The organism is Gilvimarinus gilvus, from assembly GCF_030518155.1.
Taxonomy (GTDB): Bacteria; Pseudomonadota; Gammaproteobacteria; order Pseudomonadales; family Cellvibrionaceae; genus Gilvimarinus; species Gilvimarinus gilvus.
On record NZ_JAULRU010000514.1, the window covers coordinates 92108 to 110108 of the forward strand.

Consider the following 18001-nt stretch of genomic DNA (forward strand, 5'->3'; position numbering starts at 1 on the left):
GCTACGCGGGCATTGAATCAGCGTCTTGACATATGTCACGTGACACGATACATTTGGCCCATGATTAAGACTTTCGCCGATAAGCGTACCCAGGAGCTTTACTCCAAAGGACGAGCCAAGAAGTTCCCGCCTGATGTGGCGCAAAGAGCCGCTCGGAAGCTCGAATATGTGCATTTGGCTGAGAGTTTGGATGATAGAGGGTGCCCCCTGGCAATAGGCTCCATCCCCTTTCGGGCGACAGGCAGGGCCAGCATGCTATTTCGATTAATGCGCAGTGGCGCATCTGCTTCCGTTTTGAGAATGGTGACGCATACGACGTTGAAGTTTGTGATTACCATTGAAGTGAGGTAACAACTATGACTATTTCCAATACTACTGGCATTCAGCGTAAACCAACTCATCCTGGCGAGATGCTAAGGGAAGACTTTATCCCGGATTACGGTCTGAGCGTCGCGAAGCTTGCTGAATTGCTTGGGGTTTCTCGCCAGTCAGTGAATGAATTGCTGCGTGAACGTCGCTCACTCAGTCCGGAGATGGCACTGCGGCTGGGTCGCCTGTTTGGTAACTCACCTGAGTTTTGGTTGAATGCGCAGAGAGCGCTCGATTTATGGGAAGCATCTCAGTCGGCCAAAGATGATGTCGCCAGAATTAAACCACTAGATGCAGCGTAACCAAGCCATAAAATTCGCTCCCTGCGGTCACCGGACCTCGTTTCCCCCGGCTGCTTATGGCGGGCGTTAGAATTTCACAGGAGTAAACGAAGTGGTCTGAAGCCGGGAAGCTATTTGAATACTCGATAAGAGATGCAGAAAAATTATTAGCGCGATTTGATTCAGATAAACAGGATCCTACCAATGGATCAGAGGCTTTAAAGCGGGCTGGTATGGTCATTGCGTTGGCCGCTTGGGAAACTTATGTCAAAGATCGGTTTCGTGAAGAAATTGATGTTTGGCTGTGCTCCGTAAAGGGAAGTCAGATATCGAATTTTGTATTGAAAAAAGTCGAAGAAGAACTCAAGCGTTTCTTCAGCCCAAATCATGATCGTACCAAAAATCTCTTCAAAACCTATTTCGACATTGATATCACTGAGCATTGGAAGTGGGATAATTATCAGCCTCATCAAGCGAAGAAGGCTCTAAATGAGCTGATTTCGAAGCGAGGAGATGCCGCACATAAAGCTATCACTAGCCCCTATTCAGCACATATTGTGAAGCGAGATGACTTAGAAAGCCATTAGGTTTTTGAAAGGTTTGGTGAATGCGACTGAACGCGTGAAAATAGCCAAGTAGTTCTAACTAACCACGGACGGCGGACGCTTGAGACGCGCCGCTTCGTTCAGAGTTAAATGTCATGCTCATAATCAAGAAAAAATGGTTTCTGATAGTTAGCCTGAGTCTGATTCTTGGATGTATATTCAGCTACGTGCAGGTGGGCAGAAAAGGCGATCCGGCACAGGCCATGGAATCATTGATTCTGGGAAGTTCCTATAATGAATTAATCCAGGTTGCGGGCAAGCCAGATTACCTAACAGATGGTACGGAAGGGCCGGAAAGGAGTTTCAGGAAATCAAAAAATCAGTTAATTTCTGGCTGTGTTAAAGAGGCTTGGTACCAAAGTCTTCTAAAACTACCAAGTAAATTTTCATTTTGCTTCGACGCTGATGGTAAGCTTCTGTATAAGTACCACTGGTCGTCCTGGTAAAACATTTAACAAAGCGAGGCAGTTCGTTTCGGCCCTGCGGGCCTCCACCAGACATCAGACTATTTTTATTTTTGCCCGGATTTCGCCCGGGGCGGGCGAGTCCCTTTTCGTGACGCGACGAAAAGGAACCCGTCGCTCCTGCGCGCAGCCCAGGCTGGCTTCTCTATTGCTCCGCAATATTCACCTTCTCCATGCGCTCGCGAGAAAGCTGGCCCCGCGAGCAAAGCGAGTGTAGTGGGTCTTAGTGAATCCATTCACGTCAAGGCGCGCCCCGCAACTGGCCCTCGGCAACTGCTCCTGCGTTGCACTAATACACGACATCCATGTAGCTATTCGGGTTCCCAAATTCGAGCTAATTTTGAGGGTCGGAAAAGATCGCGTCAGCCCAGGCTGCTCTCTCTTCCTCTGCTAGGCATTCACCTTGTCCCAGTGCTTTTCCTTAATTGCACGTCCATTTGCAATTAACCCACAAAATTTGCTTGAATTCGGCTGGATACGGCGGGAGAGGCGCATGGCGCTTCGTAGCAAGGCTTTTTTTACGTCAGACATCAGACATCAGACGTCCGACTTCAGGCTTTCCATTCCCATCGGGCTTTAGACTATGTGTTGATGGTATGCACTGAGAATAATGGTTGAGTGCCTGTCCTGCAATTTTGCAGCCGACAAAAAAAGGTTTCTGGGTAAGCGTCCTCTAAATTTCCGTTTGTTCGCTCACGAATAGAATCGCTTTCGTAAACACCTCTTTAAAGTATATACTGTACAGTATGCAGCCTATATTCAACCACATCAGCCAAACAATCGCTGTACGAGAGTTTATCTCGGCAGGTCTTAACGCCTGTACCTCACTGTTGTTTTCCGTCATTATTTGCACGCAGATATTTTCACCTGCTGCAAGCATAAATACTGGCGAACAAATACAAGATTTCTCTCAAGTTTCAGTACAGCAAGATACTGAGTACTTACGGCTCGGCGATCTTGGCGGAAAAATCAGTGCTGACCAAGCAGCGGGTTATAGCCACTCATCACAACTCAAACATACCAACAGCTCAATAAACCTCGATAAACCACTGAAATTACTAAGTTTTCTGGAACTCTTAGAGTCACCGTCCCCGGTAGATTCCACAGCATGCCAGCTTCCCTGGTTTCAGAAAAATTCTAATAGCAAAAAACACCGCATTTCTGGTTGGAAAGATAGTAACCTACTCTACAAAAGCTGTATCCCAGACATCGTTTAGTTGCCGTTTCGTTATAGATAATTACATTGCACGTCCTTTATTGGCCCTACGTGCAAGTTTTATATTGAATAGAAAAAGGTAACACCATGTTAAACAGACAACAGAAAATATTTCCTATTAATACGGTAGTATTAATACCGCTATTTATCATCTTTTGCTTTATATTCACCATACCTAATGCGTTCGCCAAAACACCACAACAGGACGTAGCCAAGCTACCTATGAGCGAAACGCAAGTGCGTCAATCGTTAACGCAAACGCTCAAAACATTTCAACAGGTGTATGTTTTTCCCGACAAAGCAAAGCAGGTCAGCGATACCATGCTCATGAATTTGGAAAAAGGAAAATACAAAGGCATAAAAACGAGGAAGGAATTCGCTGAAACCTTCACGCAGGAATTGAAAATTCTCACCACAGATCGCCACCTAAGCGTAAACCTCGTAGAAGATACAAGTAAAACACCCACCCATATCGGCACGCATGAAGAAGACTATTTAAAAAATAATTTTGCGCTAGAACGCCTTGAAATTTTGAAGGGGAATGTTGGCTATATCAAACTAAATAAGTTTTATAGTGATGAAGAAGCAAGACCGGTCGTAGACGCCGCCTTCACTTTCCTGGAGCGCTCAGACGCCATTATTATTGACCTCAGAGAATGTATAGGCGGCTCGCCCGAACTAGTGCGCTACATTGTAAGCTTTTTTGTAGAAGAAGATATCCACCTTTGGAGCATTATCGACAAGCACGGTACCGAGACGTATCAGGCGAAGTCGTCAAAAACGGAAGGCAGACCCGTGTTAAAAAAAGATACCCCACTCTACATACTCACGAGCAGTGGTACTGCCAGTGCCGCAGAGGTATTTACCTATACTCTCAAGCATTTAAAACGAGCAACGGTGGTCGGAGAAAAAACCTTCGGTATTGCTTATCTGGTTGGCTCGGAACGAATTAACGATATGTTCGACGGCCGATTTTCTATGGTTAGACCCTACAACCCCATCACAAAGTCAGACTGGGAACTTAAAGGTGTCCTGCCACATTATTCAGTCACAGCTCAAGAAAGCCTGGGCAAGACCCTCACACTGATAAGCGAACAGCAGAAAAACAACTAATTACACCAAATACGGTGGAGGTCAGCAGCCCCCCTGCTGACCGCTATCGCTTCTAGCAAGTAGAAAAAGGCCACCCACATTTTTACTCGTCATTTACGGTGGCCGTTAGATCACGTTGCTTCGTTGTCTTAGACCCAAAGCGCTTCGTGGGGCCGATCCTGCCAACTTGCCTCCAGCCCAAGCCTCATGGATGTTCTTGCTCATCAGCTCGCAGCTTTGCGTCCGGCTTCCTTCAGACCTACCCTCGCGGGCTGGACCTTGCTATGCGCTAGTAGTTATCGTTTAATTACTACTTTGTTGTCGATGGTGATATTCCTACCGAGGACTGTCACCTCATTAGTTGATGCCCATACCGGGTGTAAGCAAGGTTATAACGGCGTTAAGCGCCCTGTTCAGCAGAGGTTCATTCTTCATAGGGATAATATCAAATTTTAAAAAGGAGCTTTTTTATGTATAAATATCTCATATCCGTAGTGGCGTTACTTACTAGCTTTTCCGCTTTTTCAACCGATCAAAGTATCACTTATTTGGTCGCATACGATGGTGAAGAGCTCGCCTCGACAAAAACGTACAGTGTAGCTATCAATGCAGAGTTTATGGAGACGGTGGAGCTTGATGGTGGGTATTCGCTAGAAGTGGCTAGCTCGACTGAGGGTATATCTACTGTGTTAATGAGTCCCGCTGGTGAGGTCAGGCTGGTTACGGATCAAAGTACCAGCTCTGCTCTTAATGGCAACTTTTTCCTCGTTTGTGCTAAAGGCGGCCGGACCAGGCGTATAAGTCCTATTCCAAGAGAGCTGCCTTCCTGTAATCCCACTTAGCAAGCCATCATGCTCGTCTGAAAGCGGGCTGGACAAATATTCTGTTGCTCGTTTTGTGCATATTCGCTACGCTTGCACAACACAGTCAACTCCAAATTTACCGCATATGGTGACGTAGGAGCTTAGGAGATTGAGTGTATACAGTCAGAAAAGCTGAACAACGTGATCTCGACTTTATGAATAATGCGCTGTTTGAACTGAACAAGATGCACCATGAAGCAGTTCCTAGTGAGTTTAAGCCACCAGAAGAAGTTGATGCTAGCAAAAGCTTAACTAGATACATCACTGAAGATTCTTGCTTTGCATACGTCGCTGAAAAAGCAGGTGAGCCGATTGGCTTTATTGCTGGTCACGTAAAAGAGCTGCTTTCGCCAATAACGAAAAGTAGGTCCATGGGGTCAATCGACGAGTTGTTTGTTGCTGCAAGCCACAGGAGAGAAGGTATTGGCTCCAAGTTACTTGCTGAGCTAGAGAGTGAGTGCAAGCAGCGCAATGCAACCGACGTGTTCGTTGAAATTTGGGAGTTCAATGAGAAAGCACGCCAGTTTTATGAAGCCCATGGTTTGTGCACACGAGTTCGTTGGGCGGGAAAAAAGCTTTAACAGAAAAATCCATGGTATGCCCAAACGGCTCGCTCGACCGGACAACTGTTTGGCTGCCCCTGATTTTGGTCGAAGGGTGAGCTGTTCAAAGTGATCGTTTATCGCTCGAAGTGGATAGTTATAGTGGCGTTTCTTCATTTTATAACGATGCTTCTTGTCGCTGTGTATTGCCTAGAGAATTACTATGAGCAGTACTGTCCTATGGACCGAGTAAGTATGGTAATTGACTGGCCTCTCCGCTTAATTGCCCCTGTGTTGGGAGACAATGTGATTTTCAATATTTTATTAGCATTACTGCATAGCTATTTATGGGGACTATTGGGGGTCAATTTGTATCGAATTGTCAGGTCTCGCGGGCAATGAAAATTGCACCGCATGGAGTATCAACGAAACAAGAACCGGCGGTTTTCCTATTCTGTCCGAGCGCTAGGGAGCAACGCAGATGACAAGATTAAATCGAAGTGCGGATTGTGGTAATTCACCCAAGAACAAGATGGTGGAAGACATAGGTATCGCGCTAGAAATGCGTGACGCTGAGTATGTTTCTTCTATCCTCGATTCTGAAGCTGTATGGAGTTATACAAGCAGTATTACGAACGCGGCGGAGAAAATTCTGGCTACTCTTAATAGCTTGGATAAGCCGGTTGCATTGACCATCGATCACGTAATATCCCACGGAAAAATTGGTGCTGTGAATGGCTTTTCCGAACACGGCAGGGGTGAACAGCGATTTTGCCATATCATCGAATTTACATCGACGAAGTGTAATCGAGTCAAGCGGATTGAGTCATATGGTGGTTGAGGTGCAGGGCGCATCTAATAAGCCTGTTTCGAGCGGGTGCTCCTGCGGAAGCCCTAAGACGTTTTAGTTTATTATCGAGGCTTTTAGCCTTGTAGGAAGCTGACTTTAGAATCCCTGTTACTTGACAAGGCGAGCATTGTGGGCTGTTTTAAAAATTCGTTAATATTCGGGCTGATTGCAGGGGGCGTCGGTTTTATTGCCACGCTGATGCATTGGAACCTTTGGGATGTTTGGGGTGGGCCCATGCCGGGCTATGAATTGCTGGTGTTCCCAGGGCGACTAACACTTCTGTACCTATGGCAGCCACTATTCACCGAAGAGATCGACTTGGTGGCAAAAGTCGCGTTAATGCTTTTGGGGCAGTTTGCGATAGTTTCGGGAATATGTTTATCAATATGCAAGGTTAGACATATTTTTGATCAATAGGGGCATCGTTAAAGATGGCCATTGCACAGTAAAACCGGAGATTCGTACCCATTGATTCATTAACCGAAATTGCTTCGCGAAAAGAAAAGCGGAGAACGGAATCAACCCCGTTCTCCGTCCCCCGTAAACCGTTTTCCGTGTCTACCGTTTCCCGTCTTTAGAAGTCGTACTTAATCCCAATACGAAGCTCCCAAAGGCTTGAGCGACCTACACGGGTGGGTCCGGCTGGGTCGCGGAACTCCTCGTAAACGTAGCGGCCTTGGTCGTCCATGCTGAAATCAACGGCGGTTTGTGCACGCGGGAAGCTGGTTTCGTATTGTACGCCCCAGTCGTCGTTGAGCATGTTGCCGAAGTTCTCAATCACCATAAAGATCGATGAGCGGTGGCCATCCATAATTCCGGGCAGCTCTTGCTCTACTTTAAGGTCAAACTTAATCCACCAGTCACTGTAGATTTCGTTGCGCTCCATGACCTGACCACGGGTTAGCCCCTCATCGTCAACAAGGTTGTAGAATGCATCGACGTCAAAGTTTTCACCATAGACCACGTTCGGGTCGTTTACGTCGGTTGGGACGTAGAGTAGGTGCCTTTCAATGAATCCTGTAGAGTCGCCGAATACGAAACCATCGTCCATGGTGTAGCTGTAGGGGCGACCCTCGTTAGCCGAACCAAACAGTGTAATGCGCGTGGCGTAGTCACCGAAAAAGTCGTGATCAAACGCAATCTTAGTGGTGAAACGGTGCGGAATGTTGTAATTCGACGTTGCCGTGCCAGGGTTTTCCGGATCGGCTGTGGCCAAGTTAACGTAGTTAGAAAACGCCACTGAGCTGGTCATGGGGTTAACGTCTTCTGAGTCGGTGTAAGCGTAACCGAATGCGGTTTCTAGTCCGAAGTCCCAGTATTTACTGACCCCCATGGATAGCGTAATCGCTTCACCTGAGTCGCCTTTAACATTGGTCAGCATAAAGTCCTGGCTGCGGCCATCAATACTGCCGTAAATAGGACGTCCGTCAAAAGAAGAGCCTGTTTGCACACGCGATATATCTGAGACAATTGCCGCATCTTCGTATTGGCTAAATAAAATGTCTGCGGACAGTACCAGATCACCGCCAAATTCGTAACTGGTACCAAATGCCAGTTTCCAAACCGATGGAATCTCGAAATTTGGGTCGAGGAGGTTAACACCGCCGTTGCTGCCTTCATTATTGGCTACGGCATCGTACAGATTTTGGGGAATGTCGTAGATGGGGCGGCCTTCACCGGAGAAGTCCATGTCGAGTACGGAGTCGCCACTGCGATCCTGAACTTCGATTTGGGTGACGCCATCATTGGAGTAGCTATTAGATATCCAAACGTTGGGGTTACCACCTGAGTAAAGCCCGACACCACCGTGTATTTCAAAGGCTTCGCTGATATTCCAGTTAAAGCCCAGGCGAGGTTGAAGGAGGTCCGCTTCATCCAGGTTTTGGCGGGTGTCAATAAAGTAGCTTTCCAGAATGTCGAGGTTTTGCGTAGGAACGTCGTCGCTTTCGTACCAGTCGTAGCGTAAACCAGCGACGATACGCAGATTACCACTGTCTAAGAATATTTCATCTTGCAAGTACAGCGTGTTGATAGCATACGCAAACTCGGCGGCCGCGTCGGCTTTCATGTTACTGCCCGCGGCATTCTCGTAGGTAATGCGGCTGGGCGTGCCGGCGGCAAAGTCTTCAATCGAATCGAACCGGTACTCACCTTCGGCTTCTTGAATAAACATGTTGAAGATATCGAAAGATTCGCGCTCGTAGCCAAGTGTCCAAGTTTGATGATCCAGGCGGTAGCTACCGGCAATCTTGAGGTTGAGGTTCTCATAGGTCAGTTTGTTGGCGTGGCGAGAATCGTCAGAGCCCATGTAGACTGTGGCTCGGGAATCGCTGCCATCGTTGTCATGGTCGTTGTAGGTGGTGATTTGAACTTCACCAAATTCGGTGCCACCCAGTGACAGTTGACGATTGTCTAATTCCTGATAGCCAATCTTTACTTCAGTTGAGAAGTTATCGCTCCAATCCGAGAACAGTTGTGCTACGTACGAGTTCAGCTCGGCGCCACGCTCATAGTAGTGATTGGAAAATTCCAGCTCATTGGAGTCGCCATCAGATTGCGCAATGGAAAAACCGTCATTGTAGTTGTAGGTAAACGAGGCCCGTTGCGAGTCTGTAATGTTCCAATCCAACTTGATTAGTAGCTTTTCATCTTCAACCGGTAAACTCGAGGGCAAAGTGCCTGGGTCGTAGTTATAGACGTCGTTAGCGATACGTTCAATTTCTGCCAGCTGCGCGGCGGATACGCCCTCTACCGGGGTGGCCACATTGGCATCCGCTGTGCCTCGATCAAAGGTGTCCACGCCTTCAAGTTTCTCGTAGGCTGCGAAGAAGAACAACTTGTCTTTAATGATAGGACCGCTTAGGTTGAAGCCGTAGCGCTGTTCGTCGAAAGGGGCTATATCAATGGGGTCGCCCTCAAGTGAATCGCCCCCTAATGAATCATCGGTGTAGTCATAGAAAATGCCACCGTGGAATTCGTTCTCCCCCGACTTGGTGACGGCGTTGATATTACAGGCGCTGAAACCACCATACTGAACATCAAAAGGCGCCAGCTCCACCGCAACTTGCTCAATGGCATCATAGGAAAATGGCATGCGTTCGGTGGGATACCCGTTGCTGTTTAAGCCGAAGTTGTCGTTCATGCGAACGCCGTCTACGGTTAAACTGTTATAGCGGGGGTTGGCACCGGCACACTGGATAGAATCAACAAACGCTTCGTCCACGTAAATACGTGGGTCAATACGAACTAAGTCTTTAAGATCGCGGTTTATGGCGGGTGCGGATGTGAGATCTTCGAGGCTGAAGGTTGAGTTTGGACCCACTGCCGCGTAGTTCTGTTCTTGCAGGTTGCCAACGACGATCATTTCCTCGGTGGCGGCGCCAACAACGACTTGCAGTTGATAAGCATCGCCCAACGTCAGGTATAGATCCTGGACTGTGCGGGTACCGTTGGCAGATTCTACGGTCACTGAGTAGGGACCACCTACCCGTAAACCTCTGACATTAAAGCGTCCAGATTCACCTAAAGTGACATTGCTTTGGCTGTTTGATGGCTCGTGTACAACAGTCACGGTAGCATCATTGAGAGGGTTTCCTGATGAATCGGTTACCAGCCCCTGAATGGCTGAGCTGGTTTGCTGCGCCATGGTGGGAACAGCAAGACCCATAGTGGCGGCAATGGCGACTGGTAATGCATTCTTTAAAAACGTTTTTTTCATGGCAGTAAGATCTCGTTTGGTTGCTCCATGGTCGTTGGCCAAACTCACGCAAAAAGTCATCCCGCCGGGGCTAATAGCACCAGAGTTGATTTTGTTATTACGGAATTTATTAGAATTGTTTGCGTGTTGGCTGGAAAACACTAACCCATGAATGCGAACTTTCGGTGACCAAAAAATGACATTCGCTTGACATAAATATGACAAACTTGATTCATTTACATGTCATTAATGATGACTATGCTTGTTTGATTCAACGAAATATGGGTAGAGGTTTTAATCCGTGATGGTAGGTAATTTAGCAGTGGTAGGCCAAATGCCCTTAATTCGCAAGTTGAGGGTTGGGTTGGCGAGCATTTTCATTGTATTGGCTGGTTGTCAAAATCAACAGGAAAGCCCTATGGAAAACCTTAGCGTGAGGATTGCAACTTTCAATGTCAGCATGGAGGCGAGAAATTACCAGTCTGATTCCGCTCAGTTAAACGCTGCTGTATTGGATCAGCAGCTGCAAAGTGATAGTGCACAGATTGCAAATATCGCGGCCATCATTCAGCAAGTTCGGCCGGATATCCTGCTGTTGAATGAGTTTGATCGCACGGCTAACCCTGAACAAACAATTGAATTGTTCCAGCAACACTATCTTAATGCCGGTCTCAATCCGATTGAGTTCCCCTATCGTTATAGCGCCCCGGTGAATACCGGCGAGCTTTTCCCAATGGATTTAAATGGCGACGGGAACATTAGTAGGCCTGCCGACACCTATGGATTTGGCTTCTTTCCCGGCCACTATGGAATGTTGATACTGAGTCGATACCCGATTGCGCTCGACCGGGTTCGCACCTTTGCGAAATTCAAGTGGAAGGATATGCCTGCTGCTTTAGCACCGAAGATTAATGGCAAGCCTTTTTATTCGGCGGCGCAATGGCAGGAAATGCGTCTCTCATCAAAGTCTCACTGGGATGTGCCAGTGCTAATTGGCGACAGGGAAATTCATCTTCTGGCGAGCCACCCGACGCCTCCGGTATTTGATGGTGCTGAGGATCGCAATGGGCGCCGCAACCACGACGAAATTCGCCTATGGTTCGATTACATATCGGGGCAAGCTGATTATCTTTATGACGATGTGGGGGAGCGGGGCAGTTTGACCGAAGGGCAATCTTTCGTGATTGCGGGTGACCTCAATGCATCGGCAACCGAAGGCGATGGTCATCGAGTGATTATGCAGCAACTGCTGAGTCACCCAAAAATTCAAGATCCGGCACCGACCAGTGTCGGAGGCGAGCAGGCGCGACCGGATCAACAAGGTAGCGAGTATCATACTGCAGCCTGGGGAATGCGAGCGGATTACGTATTGCCCTCCAGTGATTTGTCGATTGTTGGCAGCGGTGTGTTTTGGCCAGCGCTTGATGACGCCCAGCATGAGTTGGTGAAAAGCCGGCGGGCGAGCTCAGACCATCGTTTGGTATGGGTGGATATTTCGCTTTGAGCCGCACTTTTTTACGCGCATAAAAAAGCCGGCTCGAGAGCCGGCTAAGCCTCGTTCGAAGATTTGTGACTTATTGGCAGGGAACCTTGCCCTGCCCAAGTACGTAGTAGGGCTCGTAACCTAACGGTGAGTTGAATGGTCTTTTACCACTCTTGCCCGCTGTAGCGGTCACATAATCCGCAAGTTCCTGACCAGATCCCAAATAGTTTTCTGAGATTGCGTCGCGAGACGCTTGCGAATAGTTTTGCGACAAGTCGCTCACGCTGCCTGATGCGTCTGTAATCTCGTACCAAAGTGATGGGTCCAGATTGCACTGTGCATCTGAGAACCAAACCAACGTGTTCTCGGAGCGGAAGCTGCCGCCGTCGACATCACGCGCCAGTTCTTCGCCGCGCTCTTCCAATGCGCGATACACATCATCTTTTTCTTGATGTATACGGTTCATCAACACCATGTTGTCTTCCCACAGAACGGTGGCGCCGACACGAACGCTTAGAATGTCTTTGCGATAGTTCATAAAGAAGTTTTCGAACATGTGCGACGTACCACGACGAATCAGCGGAATACGACGCAGCGTGTTGCCCAGGTTGTCGTACTGATCGTCGGTGGTGATAAACGCATTGTGGTGCATGGTGGTCGTGATCTGCGAATTAATTTCACGGCTGTCACTGGAACCATGCAGCGCGGCGCGCTTGACGTTAATCAACTTGTTGAACGAGATGGTGATGTCGTAAGCCCCGACTTTCACATCAAACGCCGCGTCACCGGTGGTGTCGAAGGTGTTTTTGTGAATCCAGATGTCGTGTGACGCACCAGTGTTGCGAATCATGTCCGGGTCCAGGCCGTGGTCTTCGGTGTGGCCCGCGCCGCGGAAATCTAGGTGAGTCAGGATCACACTCTCGGCGGTTTGCACAGGTTGACCGGAGCTGTCGCTACCAATGGCAAAACCATTAAAGCGGAAGTAGCCGTTCGACATGCGCCCGTCCAAGGTTTTGTTAGAACCTATTTTGGTATTGCGAATCGGCAAGTCTTTATCGTTTAGGCGGTCATTATAAAACTCTACCGCGCAACTATTGGATGAAATGCCTTTGTCCGCACACCATTGACGATAATCGATACACTGAGCCTCACTGCCATCAATAGCACTCAATACATCTGGGTTTGAGCAGTGATTGCGGTGCATTGAGATTTCCGTCTCATTCGCGAAGTCGAACTTGTCGAATACAATCCAGTTGTGATCATCACCGGTTACCGCATCGAGCAGCTGTTGTTCAACAGAGGTCGAGCTATTCTTGGTAATAATCGTCAGCTTGCTGTTGCCGGCGGGGTCATAACCGCCGCGGGCGTTTTCACCATAGCCAACTGGTTGTCCCAGTGTTTGCGATAAGCACGCGACAATTTCCTGATCGGATTGCAGTGAGGTATCGCGCCAGTTAACGTACGGATCATTCACCAAATCCACACAGTCATCGCTGATTGGACCTGAGTAATCCAGCGACGATGAGCTGCTGGAGTTGCTGCTCGACGTACTGCTGGAACTGCTGTTTTGCGCAGAACTGCTTGAGCCGGTGTCTGTCGAGCTGCTGGCGCTGGACGTACTGGAGCTGGTAGATGACGAGTTCGATGAGTCCGCACTTGAGCTGCTGGCAGAACCGGTAGCGTTGTACACTTCGAACTCGGCGATTTGCGGCGCGCTACTGGCGCTGTGGATCACTAGGTTGAGTTTATCCGCGTCGCTGGTAAAACCACCGATAATAGCCTCGGCGCCCAGAGTGCTGCCGCTTGCCAGTGTGGTGCCTGAATCGTGCTCGACCAGTGACCACGAGGTAACGGCATTGTTTAACTCGCGAATAATAACGGTGTTAAAACTACCGGATAAACCTTTTACCGAAATCCGCTCGTCGCTGTCTGACGCCGGTTGCCAGTAAGAGCTGGAGTCGCCATCTTGCACGCTTCCATAGCTGGTGCCACCACCTTTACTGCTGCCATCGGCGCCGCTATCCAAGGCTATGTTGCCACCGAGAACCAAGGGCTCACTGCTGGCTGAACTCGACTGTTCGGAGGAGCTGCTGGAGCTTGCTTCGGAGCTCGACGAACTAGACGCGTCGTAGCTGCCGTCACAGTTAGCAGGCTGAAGTGTGTTGCGCACCACCATGTTGTCGATATTAGCTAGGCCGGAGCTTGCGGTTGCTTCCAGGCGTATCTCATTGTATCCGGTCTCTAAGTAGACGGATATCAAACCAGTTTCAGCATAGTCAGCCCAGCCACCGGTGCCACTCATGTCAAGCGACGCTTGCGAGTTGCCATTGACCAGAACAGCGGCAGGTCGATTACTGCTGCCGTTGGCATAACGCCACCAGATGTCGTATTGCCCGGCCGTTTGGGCGCCAACAGACCAGGTAACGCCGGTACCGGTTTGGTTTTCGGTATTGGCATAGCCCACGCCACCAAAGCCTGCATGCTCATTGTCGATGGTGCCGTCTACCCCGCAAAAACCTGTTTCTTCCTCATCAAGAGGGTAGAAGTAGTCCAGGCCGACAGTGTCATCGGAAGAGCTTTGCTCGCTAGACGACGAACTGCTGGATGCCTCGCTCGATGACGAGCTGCTGATCACACCGCTGGCGTTGTAAACTTCGAACTCGGCAATTTGCGGAGCACTGCTGGCGCCGTCTATGTAGAGGTTAACTTTATCCGTCGTGGTGTCGGCAAAGGTAATGACGGCCTCACTGCCTAAACCACTGCCAGAGGCGAGAATGTCGCCGGTGTTGTGGTCTTCCAGCTGCCAGGAGTTGGTGGCATTGTTGAGCTCGCGAATAATAACGGTGTTAAACGTGGTGTCGCTACTCCATTTAATTGCAATACGCTCGCCACTGGTGCCCGAGGGTTGCCAGTAGGTGCCTAAATCACCATCGCGAACGCTGCCATAGCTGCCGGAACCTTTACTTGAGCCGTCGGACCCGGCGCCGATGGCGAGGTTGCTGCCCAGCTCACCCGGTTCGGACGAGTCGCTGGAGGAACTGGACGCTTCCGACGAGCTCGAACTGCTCGAAGAGGGCACGCTGCTAGATGAACTTGAACTGCTTGAAACTTCACAGCTGCCGTTTGATTGAGCAAGGCCGGTGTTTGCGCCAGCCGTTTCGAGAATGATCTGCGGTACACAGGATGCGTCATCCAGAGTGTAAGAGTAGGGAATGTTGATGGACGTGGTTGATACCGGATTGGGGCCGGCGGGATGATTGTCATCGCCTTCTGCGGTCCAGGTTATGTTGTCCCATATGTTGCCATTGACTTCCCAGTAACCGATATCGTTGGTGTAGAAGGTTCCCAGTGGGTTTTTGGAGTCTTGGAAGTAGTTATGTTCGGCCTTAATTTCTCCCCCGATACGAGGGTTCATTCCCGATTTTTGTAAACCTACGTAGTAGTTGTTGTAGGCGTGCGCCGTGGCTCCGCGCAGCAATGGTGTGCGAGAGTCTATGTTTTCGTAAAGGTTATGGTGGAACGTTACAGGACCATTGTTGGTGTCGCCGTCGCTGGAGCCCACCAGGCCACCGCGGCCAGAATTGCGAAGAATACTGTAAGACAGAGTGACGTACTTGGTGTCCGCTTTCATATCGAACAAGGCATCGTAGCCGGCGCTTTCGCCGCCCTGGGCTTCGAGTGTTAAGTGGTCTGCCCACACATTGTAAACGTCGCTTTCCATGCCGATGGCGTCGCCGCCGTTAGAGGTGGGTGAGCCTGATTTCTTCACATTGCGCACGTGCAAGTTCTGCAAAATAACGTTAGATGCGCTGCGCAGGTGAATACCCAGTTCATCGAACAGTGCGCCACTGCCTACACCGATCAGTGAAATATTACTCACTTCTTTAAGCTCAATTTTGTCATCGGCGGTGTTACAGCTATCGCCAGAGACTTTGCTGGTGTTGCCGTGGTTAATGGTGCCTTCAACATGAATAATAATAGGGGTATCGCTGGACGCCCGGTTGCACAGTGCGGCGTGAATTTCAGTACCGCTGGTTGCATACACAACGTTGCCGCCTGCGCCACCGGTAGTGCCGCCGTTACCGGTCGCAAAACCGTCAACCGCAAACGCCGGAGCGCTTGCCCACATGGCCATAGCGATAGCGCTGGGCCACAGAACCTTTGATGTTGTTAATTTCATTGGACATTACCATTGTTGGTTTTATTTGAATGTCGCAATCAGTTACCAGCTGGCATGAAGTATGCCGACCAATCGCAATTCCTACGGATCCAGTGAAGGTGATAGGCGCGCCGATACATCCTTTTACAATCCGCTGTATCGTCGGCGAAATGACTAACCTTCGTTGCGTGTGGTTCTGGGCCGAACATCTATGTTCAGGCTAAGGCTTATTATTGGTATGGCCTTATTGGTAAGACAGGTTAGGCCTGATGGATATATTTGTAAAGCCAGTTTCGTGGCTTTATGTGACAATTATCCTATTTTGTGGCTATTTATGTGATTTCTGCGTGCGTGTTCCGGCTTAAACTGGGAATAAGTCGTCGTTCCACCTGTGTGGCAAAAGATAATTACCCTAGTTTTGGTAACCGGTTTCAGGTTTGTATGATGATTGGCATTACCAATAGTGGGTTGAATGCAAACTTATAGCTATATCATCTGCTCAGGAGGTCCGCTATCTCTATTCGGTTTAATAACAGGCGCGGAATTGGTGGAAGTTTGGCCCATCTGGTCAATACTTAAGTTACTGGAGGTTGCACATTAACCCTGTTTCTCCTCCGGTAGACCCAGTGGGTCAACAGGATCTTTCCTTTAAGTTACTCCTAGAATGGTCTTCTTTACCGACGCTTCCCCCAAGGCGTCGGTTTTTTTATCTGTCGCCGTTTGGTGCTTGTCATTTACACTGTTTTTTCCTCTACGCTATAATTCCCCCAGCTCTTTTTAAGGTGGCCTTGGTCAAGGTAAATTGCGGCCTTAAAACGCAAGCGGAGCGTGGCGCAGCCTGGTAGCGCACCTCGTTCGGGACGAGGGGGTCGGAGGTTCGAATCCTCTCGCTCCGACCAACAGTCTAATAACAATTTACTCAAAGGATTCGACAAAAAGAGCTATGGCGCGAAACAAGTGTGATTATGTGAAAGGTGCCAAGGCCGCATGGCGTTGTGATAATTGCGACACCAACTACAGCGAGCAATGCATTCCCGATGGTTACAATTCGCAATGGGGTAAACAAGGCCCTATTTGTCTCTTTTGCCATTCCCCGCTAAGAGATTTAGCCGACCCCAGCGAGCAGCTACCCTTTTGGCAGGTGGTGCCCTACTTTTTGGTGTATCCACTGCATTACAACGCGCTATTGCTGCTGTTGATAGGTGCGGGTGGTGTGTACGCTGTCGGCGGCGGCATTCCAGGGTATATTTATAGTGTCATATTCTCGATCCTGTCCATTAAATATTGGCTTGCTGTTGTGCTGAGGCGCGCAGATGGGGGACAGTGGGCGCCAAGCCTTATTGAGCTCGCTAAGCCAGACCCGCATTTTCTGTTTTTTCAGATGTTGGGTATTTATGTTCTTTTTGCGGTCGAAATCGTAGCCGTGGTTTACGCTGCTATTGTTTGGGCGCCACCGCAGATGACGATATGGATCGGGTGGGCGGCGGCAGCGTTTGTTACGCTAGCGTTACCGGCCAGTATGATGGTATTGGCAACAGATAAAAATCTATTCAAAGCGGTTAATCCGCTACGCCTATTCGGCATGATGTTCGAAATAGGTTTTGGCCCTTATATGGCAATGTGGATTATGACGGCGTTGCTGGGGGTGGCGTCGGGTGCATTGAGTTACTGGGTAGAATTAAGGGTAAGTGACCAATGGTTGTTGCCGGCTTTGACCGCCATAGGAATTTATTTTACGTTAGTGCTGCATGCCTTGCTGGGCTATGTTCTGTTCCAGTATCGCGATGTGTTGGATAGTTCTTACGAATCCAATGCGCCAAAGCTAGAAGGGGATGAGTTTCGAAAAGCTCGTTTGTTGGGGGCAATAACGGTTTTCGAGCGCAAGGGCGATGACAATCGGTTGCGAGAGCCAATGCGCGATTTACTTGATGTCTTTCGCGATGACATTGAGGTACACAAAAGGTATCAATCGTTGCTGATGCGGCTGGATGATCACGACGCCCTGGCGAAGCATACCGACTACCTGTTAGGTTTGCTGTTTAAAGCCCGAAAAACATCGGATGCCTTGAAGCTGGTACAAGACGTGCACGCTCACTACCTCGGTTATCGCCTGCGCAATGCAACGACTGCCCTGGCGCTTGCTCAGCTATTGAGTAAAAAGAAAGAATACAAATTGTTGGTGCAAGTCACTGCAAATTTGCATAAGCGAGTGCCGACCTGCAATGAGGTGGCTGGAGTGTATAAGCTGGTCGCTCAGGCACTAGCGGGGCCATTAAACGAGCCAGCCAAAGCTAAGGCGGTTGCGGCGTATACAATGAAGACGTACCCGTCGGCGCCAGAGGCGAAAGCCTTAGCCAAGCTGGTCAGAAGCCTTTAATGT

13 protein-coding genes and 1 tRNA gene are annotated in these 18001 nt (G+C 49.1%); 12 read left to right on the top strand and 2 right to left on the bottom strand.

Going from position 1 to position 18001, the window contains the following annotated elements; translation table 11 throughout:
* Positions 1-200 precede the first annotated feature (200 nt).
* From QWI17_RS23645 to QWI17_RS09630, 9 genes are all read left to right on the top strand, one after another.
* A complete protein-coding gene (locus tag QWI17_RS23645; RefSeq protein ID WP_368045337.1) occupies positions 201-341 on the top strand; it encodes a type II toxin-antitoxin system RelE/ParE family toxin in 141 nt (46 codons plus the stop codon).
* Positions 342-356: 15 nt separating this feature from the next.
* On the top strand, positions 357-671 hold the full coding sequence (locus QWI17_RS09595) for a HigA family addiction module antitoxin (RefSeq protein ID WP_302722288.1): 315 nt from the start codon (positions 357-359) through the stop codon (positions 669-671).
* Between the two features lie 125 nt (positions 672-796).
* A complete protein-coding gene (locus tag QWI17_RS09600) occupies positions 797-1237 on the top strand; it encodes a HEPN domain-containing protein (protein WP_302722329.1) in 441 nt (146 codons plus the stop codon).
* 1228 nt (positions 1238-2465) lie between these two features.
* Entirely contained in the window at positions 2466-2936 is a 471-nt protein-coding gene (locus QWI17_RS09605; RefSeq protein WP_302722289.1) for a hypothetical protein, read from the top strand.
* Between the two features lie 86 nt (positions 2937-3022).
* Positions 3023-4048, top strand: a complete 1026-nt coding sequence (locus QWI17_RS09610) for a S41 family peptidase (protein WP_302722290.1) — start codon at positions 3023-3025, stop codon at positions 4046-4048.
* Between the two features lie 449 nt (positions 4049-4497).
* A complete protein-coding gene (locus QWI17_RS09615; protein ID WP_302722291.1) occupies positions 4498-4869 on the top strand; it encodes a hypothetical protein in 372 nt (123 codons plus the stop codon).
* A 134-nt stretch (positions 4870-5003) separates the two neighbouring features.
* Positions 5004-5471: a GNAT family N-acetyltransferase gene (locus QWI17_RS09620; RefSeq protein ID WP_302722292.1), complete on the top strand. Its 468-nt coding sequence runs from the start codon at positions 5004-5006 to the stop codon at positions 5469-5471.
* Between the two features lie 442 nt (positions 5472-5913).
* On the top strand, positions 5914-6273 hold the full coding sequence (locus tag QWI17_RS09625) for a hypothetical protein (RefSeq protein WP_302722293.1): 360 nt from the start codon (positions 5914-5916) through the stop codon (positions 6271-6273).
* 138 nt (positions 6274-6411) lie between these two features.
* A complete protein-coding gene (locus tag QWI17_RS09630) occupies positions 6412-6699 on the top strand; it encodes a hypothetical protein (protein WP_302722294.1) in 288 nt (95 codons plus the stop codon).
* A gap of 157 nt (positions 6700-6856) precedes the next feature.
* On the opposite strand, the gene QWI17_RS09635 is transcribed toward QWI17_RS09630, so the two are convergent.
* Positions 6857-10000 (bottom strand): TonB-dependent receptor, encoded by a 3144-nt coding sequence (locus tag QWI17_RS09635; protein WP_302722295.1) that lies wholly within the window; start codon positions 9998-10000, stop codon positions 6857-6859.
* Positions 10001-10397: 397 nt separating this feature from the next.
* Here QWI17_RS09635 and QWI17_RS09640 point away from each other — a divergent pair, with 397 nt between their 5' ends.
* Positions 10398-11483 (top strand): endonuclease/exonuclease/phosphatase family protein, encoded by a 1086-nt coding sequence (locus QWI17_RS09640; RefSeq protein WP_302722296.1) that lies wholly within the window; start codon positions 10398-10400, stop codon positions 11481-11483.
* Between the two features lie 70 nt (positions 11484-11553).
* Here QWI17_RS09640 and QWI17_RS09645 read toward each other — a convergent pair whose 3' ends face one another.
* Complete coding sequence (locus QWI17_RS09645; RefSeq protein WP_302722297.1) at positions 11554-15642, bottom strand: pectate lyase family protein; 4089 nt, start codon at positions 15640-15642, stop codon at positions 11554-11556.
* A gap of 801 nt (positions 15643-16443) precedes the next feature.
* On the opposite strand from QWI17_RS09645, the gene QWI17_RS09650 reads away from it, so the two are divergent.
* Together QWI17_RS09650 and QWI17_RS09655 are read left to right on the top strand one after the other, a co-directional pair.
* Positions 16444-16520 (top strand) — tRNA-Pro (locus tag QWI17_RS09650).
* Positions 16521-16588: 68 nt separating this feature from the next.
* Positions 16589-17998: a tol-pal system YbgF family protein gene (locus tag QWI17_RS09655; protein WP_302722298.1), complete on the top strand. Its 1410-nt coding sequence runs from the start codon at positions 16589-16591 to the stop codon at positions 17996-17998.
* The last annotated feature ends 3 nt before the right edge of the window (positions 17999-18001 follow it).